The following is a 14,424-nucleotide window of genomic DNA, read 5'->3' on the forward strand; positions in this document are numbered from 1 at the left end:
GCTACAGCGATTACTAAAACCCGCTGTTTACGGTATAGCCTATATAGGCATCAATGTGCCGGCGTGCGTTTTTTGTGCTTAGCTATTGAAACTCTCGTTTACGTGCAGTGTTAGTTGAGGCTTCCTCTGCGCGAAAGTATTACCAAACAATCCGCCGCCATTGGAAACGACGACAATATTGCCGAAAGACAGATCGTGCAGTTCTTGCACGGTCAATCCAATCTCTTCACTGATGGTATTGGAAGAGATGCCCTTGCTGCGATTTATCAAAGGTGTCCATCTCAGCGCGAACTTGTTCCACGAAAAGATGATAAAAATATGAGCCTGCTGCACTCAACTGTGAGTGCGCTTGTGGTATGAGTGGCGAGTTGAATAATAACTCAGAGGCGCGGTCTGAATATTTGTGTTCAAACCGCGCCTCTCTCAAACAAAGGGATTGTTGATTAGCGACCCAACAGCAGAACTTCCTTACGGGCTCGTGTAAGCGAAACGTAAATCAAGCTGCGTTCCTGCTTATATAGTGCTTCCCGTGCATTCTCATCTGCTGCTTGGTTCAGCGCTGTTCGAGGAGGACATACGCCATCCTCAACATCGACGATAATGACATAGTCGAATTCCAAGCCCTTAACACGATGCATAGTGGCAACGCGTATGCCGGGTTCTTGACGGTCATCCTCATTCTTGTCAAGGCGATATGCGCCGTAAGGCAAATCGTCGTTGAGTGTTTCATGCCATTTTTTAACAAGGTCTCCATTGCGAGCAACCACACAGATGTTCTTCGCTGCTATAGCGTTATCTTCCGCGCTGCCGTTCTCTTCGCCACTACTGGCATTGGCTGCGGTCCCGCATTTGTTGAAAATCCATTGCTCTACGAAGTCGATTTCCTCTTGACGAGTGGCAAAGCGTTTGACTTGCGGGGCTGGGCCATTGATGAGCGAACGGCTGTCGCCTCCCTGATCGGTTGAACCGTTAAGATCATCGAATACCACAGGGGTACCGTTCTCTATGGCCTTTCCGGACACAGCTGCAAAAACGGATTCCGCTACGTTGCTTCCGCTCTCCTCGAACACACGGTCTGCGGCAGAACGAATCTCCTCGGTGGTCCGGTAATTGATAGTGAGCCTACGGGCTCTGCCGGTGATGTTGATACCGCATTTGGAAAGCACGACAGTTCGTCCATAAATGCGTTGTTGTGCATCGCCGACGATAAAAAGATCATTATCGTGCTCATCTACGAGTGCACGCAGAATACGGTAGGCAGGCACCGAGAAATCCTGACCTTCATCAACCACTATATGAGCATAACGGTGTTGTGGGTTTTGCTTGAGCAATTGCGCGACCATGTTCATGGCCATATCAATGTCGCAAGCTCGCTCATCTTTCATGAGTTGCTGGTAACGGGCGGTCGCGTTCCAGATGGCAATCTTCTGAGCACGGGATAAGCGCGTTCCACGACCGCGACGTGCAACGTGAAGGTATTCGTTGATGGAAGATACCTGCTGCGGAATGATGACTTGGCTCCACTCGTCTTTCAGGAAATTGGTGGATACCCCCCGCAGAGTATCGGTATATACATCTTGAACCGCTCTGCGCCATATTTCATCAAGACTGGTATGCCAATCATCGCCGTCATACCAAATTGCATACCCGTAGCGTTTGTCCCGTAAGTAGCGATAGACAAAGCTGTCGAGATTGATGACATCAATCATTTTCATCTCATCGGGAGTGCAGATAAGACGAAGATTAGAACTAATGTCAGTAGCTAAATTCTTGGAGTATGTGGTGAATAGCACTTTCTGATTGCTATGGTTCTTCAGCAATTGCGCAGCCAAACGCTTTGCACGATGCATGGCGACAACGGTCTTACCAGTACCGGCGCCACCAAGTAGGCGGAACGGGCCATGATAATTACGTTCTACATAGCCTCGCTGTGAAGGATGCAGGAATACTCGCCACTGCTCCAATGGGGCGTCGAGGATTCGTTTGAGATCTTCTTCGCCTTGCACCACGACGAATTCCTGCTGCGTGCCATAGGTGGACAATGCATCGCGGAACGACAATTCCGGTTGATTCGGCGATTCCGCAGATATGTCAGCATCATCTGATGCACCGGCTTTTTGCGCAAGGACGTTATTGGAGATCGCTGATGTTGGTAGCGTCTTTTCCAAGCCGAGAGATGCACTTGACTCGCTGCTTTCAGCAGCCATGCTTAATACTTCGGAACGAGATTGCCCTTCTGCGATGAGCTGAAGATAAACTCGGGCTTCCTCGGGCAATCGTCGTGACCATTCTTGGAAACGATCCCATGTGGTCTGATTCAGCATTACTGGAACATACATGTCCGGTACGCCGAGTCTGCGCATGTCGTTTTCACTTAAGGCTAGATAATCGGCTGGCAATGGACCGGCATGACGAACCGATGGTGATGTTCTCTGCACTGGTGCAGAAATAGGAGTTGGTTTAGCAAATGCATTAGGACTGCTGGATGTGCTGATGGTAGTAACTGTTTCTTGAACACGAGGTTCAGTTGTCGTATCGGGCACCGAAGGTTGGCTGGCAACGTTGGACGATGCGGCGTATGGTCCACTCGCCTTGAGACGCTCCTCTTCCGGAGCCTCGTCATACAACTGGATGGAACGCGTATAGGGATTGACCTCGACGTGCTTGGTGACGGCCCACTGATATGCAGCTTCGTGATTATCGACATGCACCAGCATATAGGTGTTGCTGGCATCATCGAACGCCACAATGGCTCGATATTTTTGATCGATGCGCGCCGAATACAGTTTGGAATCTTTTGCGTTCTTGATTGCTTCAAGATGTATACCCGGCGAACGTGGATTGCTCATAAACTTGTTGAGAAACACATTCACCTTGGTTTGCATGCGTGAAGGCAAACCAATAAACGAGGCAAAGAAACTTTTGTTAATCGCAACTGCTGGTGTTGCTTTTGAGCCGCTCATCGATCCTCCTCCTTGGCGGTATGGGTCACATTAAATGCGTCGAGAATGGCGTCCTTGTCAGTCATGGTATGCCATCCTGCATTATTGAATGCGCGGATAATGTCATCATCCGCATATTCAGGTTCAATAAATGCTGTTTTCTTGTCTTCCCAGGCGAAGGTGGAGGAACCTATGAGATTCCCCGCATCATCGCAGATGTCTTCTCCATCCATGAAGTCAGGAGCAGGAATCTGCGCGGTGGCAAGCGTCTGCGCGATGTCTTTTGCATACGCACTGAGATACTCGTCGGAAAGAATCTCTGCCCACTGCTTATCGATTGCCGGAATGCTCTCCTTTACTTCCTTAGGGGAAAGACTATTGCGCAATGGAGCGTATAGGTCAGGATCCGCTAATCCAAGAGAGGTGGCGAAAAGGAATGTGTCGTTGAACTGCATCAGGTTAACAACATGCCAGAAACTCGTCCATTCCGTCTTGAACGCTTGTCGAGACTCATCATCCAAAGTGGCTAATGGGTCATCGCCAGATGCATTGGCAGCATAGCCTTCAATGACGTCGTTGAATAGTAGATCGTTTCGGCTTTGCCGCTTCGTGTCATCGTCGAGATACACGCAGCCGAACATTTTCAGTCGTTTGGTGCCGAAGAAGTCGAACATGGCGCGCTTGGCTTGGTTTGGTGCTGCTCCGGTAAGAGCTTGCTCCAAACCAATCATGTGGTCTGCCACGATGGGGTCATTGGTCAATGTCGATTTATGAATGGTGGACGGACCAAAGAACTTGGCATGAACCGTGAAATCAGCGTCAGCTTGTTCAGGTTCTGCAAGATAGTAGTTCAGCAGACTCATAGCAGACTGATTCCCGAGCTCCAGTTTGCTTTCCTTAACACAGTCTTTGTATTGCTCCTTTCTGGGAAGCAGTGTTGTGTCAAGAGCCTTGTCGCACAGTTGAACATCATCCGGGTTCTCCAAGAACTTCGTCACATCGTCATAGGTCAATGTCCAAACACGATACCCGCAACGGCGCAAAGCTTCTCGTTTGGCGGTATCTACGGCAACGATATTGGCATGGAACTGCAAGCCATCGGTGAACACCAGAACATCAGGAACTTTGTTATCGTGGCAATGTAGCTTGAAATCAGGCTTTGATGTGATGACGGGAGCATGCTCCAGCTTGGAACTGAGCGCTTGGGGAACCACATCCCACTGGCGTTCGCCAATCTGCAGCGTGTATCCATCCTTGTCTTCAACCACATCATGTCGCAGTATGGCGCGCTGTCCACGCTCTTCAGCCTTGGCCAGTGGATTGACATGGAATCGCCGCAACGCCTCAATGAATTGAGCCTCCAGTTTGCTGTCGAGCAGCTTGTTCACTGCCACTTCAGACACTGTGGCAGTTGGAACAAGTCGCTGCTGATCTGCAAGTATCGGCGCAATCATGCTGAGCGCAGTTTTCTTGGAAATCTTTTCCAAATCACGGCTTTGCCGGTAGGAATACAAGCAGCGGTAGCAGCCATCATCGCAAGAGCAATTGGTCATGGCATCTTGCGCTCGCTGGAGCACATCAATGAATGCGTGGGAATCCGAGGACATTTGCTTTAAGTATCCAGTGCCTCCCGGTACTGTGTCGTAAATGACCAGGTATGTTTTACGCAAACCGGAGCCATCGTGCAGTGGCTCATTGCTGAGCGTTGTGGCAAGATGACTCACATTGCCGAATACGGCTGACATGCCTAACATGACGGCCGCCATGAATGAGGTCGCTTCCGAGTCATTGCCGGAGGAGTCGGCGATTCCTGGCACGAGGATACGCAACATTTCCGTGTTGATATCGCGGAAAAGGAACAGGCAGCGGTTCGTATCGGCGTTTTGCAGCACATTCGTGCGGTTAGGACAGGAGTAGGAATGGCTAATCTTGCCCTTATCATCGGCAACGCTACCGCATTTGCCGCAGACGACGAAGCCATTGCGCACGCGCTTTTCTCCGGCGATTTCGAGCTCGGTGCCGTGGGTGTCGTCTTTGCCGAAGTTAATCTCGCGGACGGTGCCGTGGGGTACGTACTCGAAGGCGAAGTCCGTGCTGCCTTGCTCGATTTTCCAAGCTATCTGAACGTCAGTGCGATCGATATCGATAAGCGAGTTTCTGACGTATAGCATGCTGGCACGGTCGTCACTACTTCCATCTACAAGGCTGTCGCTATACCGTTCTTCTGAGATAACCGTGTCAATGCGCAGCATGTCGCGTATCTGGCCAGTATCCGCCCACTGTGTGGAACCACAAGACGGGCAGCTGGCGATATTCTTAACACGGAGAGCAGGTTCTGCATGGGAACAGTTAGGGCAAAGCCTCCACGCCGTGGCGTCTTCGTCCATGTTGCCTTTGGCAAACAGGATTCGGTTGATGGTGTACTTTCTTCCTGCCGCATAGAACGTATTGCCTGGAGCTAGTTCGGTGATGGCGGATGCCGATGGCCTTTGGAAATCGGCGGATTCCGGTTCTCGAGGTTGAGTAGGCGCCGTTCCATCGTTATCTTTGCGAAGCGTATCTGCTTTGAGCACCGTATGTAGAGTGACGCCTGATTCCGGGAAGGCATAGTTGGGAAGAATGCCTTGATCGGAAAGATAGTTGAACGTATTGGTCTTGTTCAAGGTGCTGATGATTTTGTCAATGCCTTGAATTTCATTACGACATTCACGCTTCTGATCTTCATAGGCTGAATCATTCGGATGAGCATCCAAGTCGGTGATAATGCTTTCGATTTGCTGCTTCTGCCGGTTGAACTCATCGATAGTAGCGTTAGCGCTTTGGAACGTCTCAAATACACGTCGAACCAGTGAAGGTTGTTCTTTATTGAAACCGTCAGCGGCGTCATCGGTATTGGCGGGAGTGCCATACATGAATTGTTCAAGTTGCGCATGGACACTTTGTGAGGAAGTGTCATCAGACATGTTGGGAGCGTCTCTGAACAGTTTCTCGAAGTCATCGAGGAGCATGGTGGCATGCGACTTCACATAGTCGATGAAGGTGAAGGGGAATGAATCCGCGCGCTCATCGCGTATATTCGAGAGACAGTCCTTCAGCGTGGACGGAATGATATCTGCAGGTCTGATGCCGTGGTCTATCATGTCATGCACCCAATTTTCGAGTGCATAGGCAATGAGCTGGCGTTCCAAAACCGCAGTAGCTTGCAGGAAAATATGTGGGGGAGTTACGTCTCCGCTGATCATATTCAGCGGCCTTTGATAGAAGTACAGGTCATGTGGCCGTCTATTGGCCACAGCAAGTACCAGTGAGTTGCCGTCTCGGCGTCCCGCTCGTCCGGCTCGCTGAATGTATTGGGCTTGAGTGGGAGGTATTGAAGCCAGAATAACCGTGGAAAGGTCGCCGATATCGATGCCCATCTCCAAGGTTGGAGTACACGTCAGTACATTGACCTCGCCGGGCGTATGTTCAGCGCTTTTGAACTGCCGTTCGAGTTCTGTGCGCTTGTCGCCGTCGAGCAAGCTGGTATGTTCGGCTGCACGAATACGATCGGACGGCTTGGCACGGTATAGCTTGCCATAGTAGGAAAGCTCAAGTGCGGAGTGCTCGTCGTTATCAACATGAAGATGGCCAGGGCAGTGTCTGGTGGAGCATCGCGCGCCATCCCACACGTTGAGGTTTTGCTCTGCACATGGCTGGCTTTTACCGCATGTATCACAAATGAGCTGGACTACCTGTGTGCCGATATGGCATGTCCGCTCGTTGAGACCATAGACGGTTTTCGTTCCAAACTTGCCTTGCATCTCGCGGCTGGCGATAAGACCGGTCTCAGCGCATGCATTCACGGCCAACTGAAGCAGTTCGTGGCTAATGTCTCCGGTAATAGCGCTATCAGTAAGATAGCGATTTGCCAATAGTTGGTAGGCGCTGGTGGAGTACGTGTCGTATGAATCTTTGTGGGCACCTTGAGCGCTCGTAGCTAGGAAGCGCGGCAGCACGTCAAAGAATGAACCGGGCATCCACCAGATACCAGTGCTCTTTTGGTTGGACAGGAAGAATCGCTTGGCATCTTGACTCAGATACTGTTCATAGGTTTTGTCGAAGAATGCGCCGGATGAACGCAGTAAGTCAAGCAGTTCAATGATGAATCGTGCCCAGTCTTCACGGTGGATGGCGCTATCGTCAAGGTTCAGCTCATTGATTGCATACTCGCGGAAACGTTCGGCAGCGGATCCAACCCGTTGCGGGTCGAAATAGAGCGTTGCACAGCCTGACTTTGCCAAGGTGCGCCCCACCTGGGAGCGTAATCCGAATTCGAATAATGATTCCAGACGTAGTCGTCGATCAATGCAGTCGATGAGTATATGGCGTTGTGGACTTGCCGGCTTGCCTTCAAGAATGGATTCATATTCACTCATCCATGTCATGTTCGGCGCTATGAATCTTACGGCGTATTCAGCATCATCCGAATACATGCGGTGATAATACGATGCTTGATTGTCTAGATAGTCAGCCAGAGTGGCTCCACTCTTGTTGGCATGAATGATGTAGTCCATAGCGGAGTTGCGCAATGCGAATCGCCATGTCCGGCTGGTGAAGGCACTGGCGCGGAACGATGCGTCTTGCACGCTGTCTGAAAACACGATGGTCTTATGATCATCGTTGAAGGCATCGGCTGAAAGCTGTGAAAGCATGACGCTGATTTGTGGTGTTGAGCGTAGACCGATTAGAGCGAGGCTGCGATTGCTGCCACAGAATGGACAACGATAGTGATTGCGCTCTTTCCCGACGATTTCCAATGCGCTGATCAGCATTGGAATACGAGGGGTGCCGCATTCGGGACATTCCTGCTCGGCCGAGTCGAACGGACTTTCCTGCTCGGACGGATTGAAAGCTGATACCGGTGAGCTTTTCATACATTGAGCGCAGAACCATTGTGGCGATGTCGCATCGTTTCCGGAATATTTGACATTCACGTCGCATGGTCGCATTACCAGAAAGTCAGTGTCTTGCCGGAACGAGAAATATGCGGCATAGAACGCTTGCAAGTTCGAAACATCGATTTTGCCGTTTTTCCCCTCAATGCCGAGCCATCCGGTTCCTCCGCAGTCCCGGCAATTGATAACCGGTAAATGATGCTGAGATGTTGCCTCGTCCAGCTCGGAGTCCGGTGCGTAATGAGGTGTTTCGTTCACGGGCACGATGCTGGCGGTAATACGGCTCAGTTCCTTGCACCACTGTTGAACCTGCACATCGAGAAATGGCCTAGGATGCTGGATATCACCGGTTTTGGCATACGAGACCAAAGTAATGAGTGCATCTACGGCAGCTTCTTGCTGTTTGGAATTGAGCCGGTCAAATTGAGTATGACCGATGGCCAACGCTCTCAACAGGTCATCGTCGATTTGATGAGGCTTATTGCACAGATGCTGCACCAGTGAGGAGAGGAATTGGGAACACCGCAATCGTGAACTGAGATCAAGACGGAACCGTGTGTCTGATACTGCTTCTTTAGTGAGGGACTCATCATACCCCTGTAGCCAGAAGCGTGCTGCTGCAGCGATATAGGCTTCAGGCTCTACGTCCGCTTCCAAACGAATTAATGCATCCGTCTGCTGAGACGTTGGAATCGTGAAATCATAGGTGAGCGATTCTTCATCTGTATTGTCGTTGGATGCGAAAAACTCTTTGGAATTGAGACGGTCTTCAGTGATTACCGCATCAGTAGTGAACTGTGTGTTGAAAATATCCGAGGCATAATCGCAAATTGATTGGGCACCGTCTTTGGAGCCCAACGTGGCGGAAGTACCTATATAGCACATGTGCTCCGGTTCGGTATGGAGCCGGTCGGTGAGACGCCGCAGAAGACATGCGAGATCGGTGCCTTGTGCACCATCGAAGGTGTGAAGCTCGTCAACAACGAAATATTTCAGCGTGGTCTCGTCATTCTGATTCCACAGTTGGGAATCTTCAGGACGGACCAATAGATAATCAAGCATCTTGTAGTTGGTGAGCAGAATGTCAGGCGGGTTTTTCAGCAGTGCGTCATGGTCGCTGATCACCGCTTCCTCGGTCATGATCTTGCTCTCGTTTTTACCACCCAAGCTTTGCGTGCCCACATACATGCCTGCAGTCACCGTGTTCTTGAGCTCAGGACTATTGGCAATCAATGATGCGATGCGCTTGGCTTGGTCGGCGGCCAAGGCGTTCATCGGATATACGAGAATGGCTTTGATGCCTGGCTGCTGGTAACGGGTGCGCTGCTTATAGCAGTAATCAAGAATCGGGTAGAGGAAACATTCAGTTTTACCGGAACCGGTTCCGGTGGCCACAAGAGTGGATTGCCCCTGAGCAATCCGCTGGAATGCCTTCATCTGGTGAGCATACGGGCGATACTTGGGGTGCAGGCATTCGCTGAATGGAAATGGTTCAGACTCCCCGGTAACACGGAACGGCAGTTTGACTGAAATGAATGGATCGAGTGTGAGTGCGTTGTCTTCTTGAGCGAACTCAACCAGTGAACCTTTGAATGGGGCGTTAGTCATGGGGAATGTGGTATGCAGATAATCCGCAATGCCCTCACGAATGTGTCGTGCCAAAACAATCGGAATCATGATGTCACTCCTTGTGCTCCGCGATGGTGATGAGTTTCAGTGGCGAGTTGGTCGGCGTATTTGTGCTCGAAGAACGCCCATGCTGTGCGGTAGTCGGCGATGCGGTCACACAGGTCGAACGGCGCAACATACGTGATGATACGTTCGGTTGGGCCGTCAGGCTGAGTGTCATCGGTGATGGTGCGGATGAACTCGGTCCCTGCCTTCGCGTTCTTGATACGGCCGAAATCGCCGCGCTTGTAAGTCAGATCGCCGTAATTCTTCTTGGAGAACGTGATACGGCCGTTCGCGTCGTACCATGTGTCATCCTCATAGCTTTTGAGCACGGTGAACGTCAACCGGTAGATATCGATAAGCTCGTCCAATGTGAGCCCCAATGCCATCGAGGCAAGCACGTCGAGTTCGACTAGCGCCTGACGGCGTTCATAGTCGGTGCGAAGCGGAGTGTTCCAATCCCATTCGCGAGTCAGCTGTGTAAAGTGCTCCGGTTTGAGCCGCGAATCGGTTTTCGCCCAACTCATCGTGGCGTACGCATCTTCCCAGCAGGTTTCCCAGAGCTCGGCATACGGCTTGGTGACGCAGTTGAGCAGCAGACCGCGCAGAGCGATTTCAGAGGAAAGACAGGATTCCGGTACTGGGAATAGCTGCAAGGTGGAATTATGAATGTCCATTTTGCCGATAGATCGTACTAAAAAATCGTAAGGGAGAGCGGCCTCAAGGCCGCTCATGAGCGCGAGCAACGCGTAGCGCTCTGGGTGCACACCATAGCCTGCTATGGTGTTCACCCAAGCTACGCTTGGGTGAACACCAGCCGCTTGCAGCGTGCGTTCGCCCGCAAGCGGTACCATGCGTCGGCATCCAAGTCGGTACACCGCGTCGAACCGGCTGCCGTTGGCCATTTTTTGCACGCGGTCCGTGTATTCCGCATCCGAGCATGCCTGCGCGTACTTGACGCGTGGCTCATAGTCTTCGCTGATGGTGGTCAGGTCCACGAAATCGTAATCGCTGTTGACCCTGTAGTTGCGGCGCGTGGATTGTAATATCGGATTGCCTACGCCGATGAACGGACTGGAATAAATAATTGGCTCCGATGTGGTGGGGAAGTGGATGTCATCTTTGATGGTGCCGTCCTTGCGGGCATTGGTTTCATTCCACATTGGTGAATATGTGACGTATTTGTCATAATCACGCAATGTTTGCGGCACTTCGGCCATACGTTCCAATGCCGTGATGAGTGCACGGGCGTATACGCCGACCATTGGTGTGGTTTTCCATGAATCAGACGTACCATCACCCACCAGTGTGGAGAACATTTTCAATGCATGCTCGTCGACCTGGATAATGCGGTCATGGTGGCCGCGGGTGTTCCAGTTGCCGTTCTCGTCTTTAATCGTTGGGATTTCGCCTGTACCATCGGACGCATAGCATTCATCAATGGTCTTGGGCGCATACAGATTCCATATTGAGTCGAATTGCATCGGGGTTTTGTTTGATTCAGGATTTTGATACACATTGAGGCTGAACGCGGTGTGATGATCGACCCCGACGAACAGTTTTTTCTCATTGATGAACTGGAAGTGATATCGCAGTCTGCGTACCATCTGCTCGCGCAGGATACCCGCACGTGTATCGCCATACACCTCGTCCGGATGCACGAATGCGCTTACGCCGTTCTGTTCCCGCGTAAAAACAAACGCATTCGGCAGGAAGCAGCGGAACAGGTTGGTACGTTGGCCTTGGAGTAGCGGATAATTACCTACTGCACCGAAGAACGCGAGTTGACCTGCTACGCCAACATATTCGTGAAGTAGCGTCTTCCGCAGGTCTTCATTTTCCAACAATGCAGGTAGACGTTTATTCATTTCCGCTGCAGTAATTGCATGGATAGCAAACGATGGTTCTACATCGGAAACAGCATTATTAGCGTTCCATTGCACATTCACCCACGGTGGGTTTCCAATCATAAAGTCGAAGCCACCATCCTTGAACACGTCGGCGAACTCCAACTCCCAATGGAAGAAATGCTGGTCCTTGGCTATCTGCTCTACCAGTTTGATACGCTCACTGATAGGCGATGAGCCATTGCGCAATTCGTCCAGATTCACCTTATGATCGCTCACGTAGTCGCGTGGCGATTCCTCATATTCAAGCGCCTCGTCAAAGGTGAACTGATCGTGCTCGTAAATCAAATTGAAATCCGCGTCGCTCACCGAACCGGTCAGAATCATCGACATATCGGACAGATAGTCCGAGCGGCTTGGCAGCTGGTTGGCTTTCTCGATAGGCCAGAACCATAATGCACACCAGTAATCCATCGCCAGTTTCAGACGGGCATATTCGCTGGCATTGCGAGCATGCTCCGAACGATACGAAGTGGCGAGCAACTCGTCCTTCTCGCGAATATTAAGGTTTTCCGAAGCGAATGATGCGGCATCCAAAGAGCCTTGGACACTTTCCTGATCTTTGCGCTCAAACTGGTTGAATTGCTTGTCGACATCGCCATAACCGTAAATGGTGAGTTGATCACGCGTCTCTTGTTCCAGCTCACGGCGCATGGTGATTTGACCGCGCCACAGATCATCCGCAACCTTGGACAAGCGCTTCATCACATTGATTTGGCTTGAAGTATATGGTTCGGTAAACGCTTTTTTCCAAGTCTTGATGGTTTCCAGATTTGCGGTTTCAATGGCCTTTACGGTTTTGTCTCCATAAGAGCACATGCCGGGGTCTCCGGTGAGGAACCGGTACATGCGCTTGGTGCTGGAGGAGCTTTGGCTGAAACCGATGCGCTTGGCCTCTCGCTCATACCAGCGGCCGTTTTTGGTTTTTGCCTTGAGCTCGGCCTCGGTGTACCCAACGCGTCGAGCGCCGATGAGCGAATTACCGCATTGCAGCTGCGTGCCGAACCACGGTACAAACGAGCCATCGCAAATCGTGTTCAGCCAGAGTGAAACCTCTCCCAATTCCACAGCGATGGGGTTCAGATCGACACCATAGATATTGCGGTCGGCGATGAACATTTTCACCCGCTGCAGTTCCGCTTGCCGATGTTCGGCTGGAATTGCCGCAGATGGCCCTTCCTGGGCGATGCGTTCCTTTTCTCGCATGGCCAGGTATTTGGAGGCCAGCTGATTAATGGTCTCGTTCAAGAAGGTGGCGGAACCCATTGCCGGTTCGCAGATTTTCAGCTTCAGCAAATCGGTAGCCTGATGAATGTGCGGTTCAATCTCCTTCAATGCGTAACGCACCAAACATTCGGCCAAGCTATCCGGTGTATAGAAGGAGGCTGATGTCTCGCGTTCACGGCCGGCAAGTCGGTAAATAAACGTTCCCGGCTCATATACGCGAGGCTCGCCTGCGTGAGGGCCGTCTTCATAGCGGACACGCTCATCTTCGGAGTATTCATCCAGCTGTTCGGCGTTGACGAAATACCCCACATCCAGCGGGTCGAATTTGTCAGTGGCTCGCTTGACTTCATACAGCCGTTCCTTGGCGATGAAGCCACGGTAGGAGAGCAGCGCCTCATATACGGCGCCCATTTGATTGATGCCCAGTGCAGCATATGAAATACGCTGTTTGCGGGTGCGCTTGCCTCGGGAAGTCTGCTGACCAGCAGAAGTTACACTCATGAGGTCGATGATCTGCAGCATCACGGTATCGCGCAGCGAAGCATGTTCAATGAGCGGCGTGCGTTCGGGATCGAAAATGTGGGCTTTCAACGGCGGCACCAAGAACACGGCGTTGACGTTGTTGCTTTGCACACGTTTCAATTCGGCATTGCTCGCTGGGTAGCCATCGAACACCAAGTGATCGAGCTTACGCAGCGTATCCGCCAGATAGGTGGTGTTCTCCGCTTCATCCATACGGCCGCGCATTTGCTCGGCGATATCACGCAGACTCTCCAACGAATAGGCGGTGCGATACGCTTCCGATTTCATCGGAGCATAGCCCAGTTCAGGCTTAGCCTCAATGAACAGCAGAAACAGCAATCGATACATGTACCGCAAACATTGCACGGTGAGCTCGTCGGCATCAATGTCGGTCACCTTTTGGTGCTGGTTGACGGTCTGGTCGTAAATCACCTCGTTGCCAAGAATCTCTACACATTCGCGCAGTGCGGTTTTGAGACTATCGGACACCGCAACCGCTTGCCGAGAAGAGGATTCGTCAAAGGAATCCAGCACGGACTCGTCGTTTTGCGGGCACAGGCTTGCGCGATGCAGCAGCACAGCTACAGCTTCATAGACATGCTGTTGATTGCGGCTGAACAGGGTGTCGAAATCAATCAGCAGGCATTTTTTCTCGCCCCACTTGCGTCGGTCAATCAGCGCCGCCTGATGGAGTCCGAGAACCAGTACCCAGCGTGCAGGTTCGTCGAAATCGGCGAACAGCTTATTCACGCACGCTTCACAGGTCAGTTTACCGGCCGAAGAAGGGCTCTCCAAAATACCGGAATCGGCATCCGTGGAGAGCGAAGTCACCACCTGCAGTTGGGGCTTGCCATCAGCGTTGAGCATGTTGAGCCGTAGTGGAATCTCGATATTGCCGTTAGGATCATTCAATGTCACCGTTGGCGAAGCAACATCATATCCCAGCGCATCCAGCAGGCCGTCGATGAAATTGCCTACCGCCTCTTCCTGCAGCAGGTTATCTTCGCCATTAATGATGCTGGCATAGTTTGAACGTTGTGCTCGGATCAGAGCAGTTGGACGTTGATCTGCGGGCAGATTCGCCCACCGCTTGGCTGCTTCCTGAACGTTCTTGGGAAAATACTCCTGCAGGTAGAACGGCGTATAGAAATCATTAACGGATTCCAGTCCGGGGAACGTTTCATTCAACTCTTCAGTGCTCATCGCGTTACCTTGGCTTTC

General features: G+C 51.5%; 3 protein-coding genes. All 3 read right to left on the bottom strand.

What is annotated here, in order from left to right:
- Positions 1–443: 443 nt before the first annotated feature.
- The 3 genes from Tam1G_RS03760 to Tam1G_RS03770 are packed head-to-tail and all read right to left on the bottom strand — an operon-like array spanning position 444 to position 14,406.
- Entirely contained in the window at positions 444–2,963 is a 2,520-nt protein-coding gene (locus Tam1G_RS03760) for an ATP-dependent helicase (RefSeq protein WP_101625510.1), read from the bottom strand.
- Positions 2,960–9,553, bottom strand: a complete 6,594-nt coding sequence (locus Tam1G_RS03765; protein WP_101625511.1) for a DEAD/DEAH box helicase — start codon at positions 9,551–9,553, stop codon at positions 2,960–2,962. The genes Tam1G_RS03760 and Tam1G_RS03765 overlap by 4 nt, the downstream gene beginning before the upstream one ends.
- Complete coding sequence (locus tag Tam1G_RS03770; protein ID WP_165781890.1) at positions 9,550–14,406, bottom strand: Eco57I restriction-modification methylase domain-containing protein; 4,857 nt, start codon at positions 14,404–14,406, stop codon at positions 9,550–9,552. Before Tam1G_RS03770 ends, Tam1G_RS03765 begins: the two co-directional genes overlap by 4 nt.
- Positions 14,407–14,424 lie beyond the last annotated feature (18 nt).

Origin of the sequence: Bifidobacterium imperatoris, assembly GCF_002860405.1 — a bacterium.
Lineage (GTDB): Bacteria > Actinomycetota > Actinomycetes > Actinomycetales > Bifidobacteriaceae > Bifidobacterium > Bifidobacterium imperatoris.